1 protein-coding gene is annotated in these 527 nt (G+C 39.9%); it reads left to right on the top strand.

The window, feature by feature from the left end; all coding sequences use genetic code 11:
* A partial coding sequence (locus AC1DVB_RS27895) for a helix-turn-helix transcriptional regulator (protein WP_477592102.1) occupies nucleotides 1–346 on the top strand: 346 nt, incomplete at its 5' end.
* Nucleotides 347–527 lie beyond the last annotated feature (181 nt).

Below are 527 nucleotides of genomic sequence, written 5' to 3'. Positions count from 1 at the left end.
GGATCATGGACAATTACAGGAAGGGGCACGCACAATCAGCGAAAAGGCAAGGGAACTGATCGAGTCCAACTATTGGGACGCACAGTGGAATCTAGCGAGTTGTGCAGATACTCTGCGAATCAATAAAAGTACACTCAGCCGTCGATTTGCGGCCGAATCCGGCGAGTCTTTTCGAAATACGCTGCACCAAGTTCGAATTAGGGAAGCTAAACGTTTATTAAAGGAAACGGATTTATCATTGGAGGAAATCTCACAATTGGCCGGCTATTCACATCAAACCTATTTCAATGCCAAATTCAAACTGCTTGAAGGTTGTACACCATCAGCATATCGGTCTGGCTTATAAAAGGACGATTCAATAAAATGAATCGTCCTTTCAGTTTGTAGACAAAAGGGGTTCGGATTAAAAAATTCCAGTTGACCTTATTAAAAAGAATCATGTTAAGAAAGCAWCCTCATCACTTCAAGTTTTATTAATGCTATATTAAAACAATGAAGACTTTAGGCAAAAGGGTTATATCTAAATG

Source organism: Peribacillus sp. P4_D6, assembly GCF_056401795.1.
Note: the sequence above shows the minus strand (reverse complement) of the source record. Positions and strands in the feature narration are given on the sequence as shown.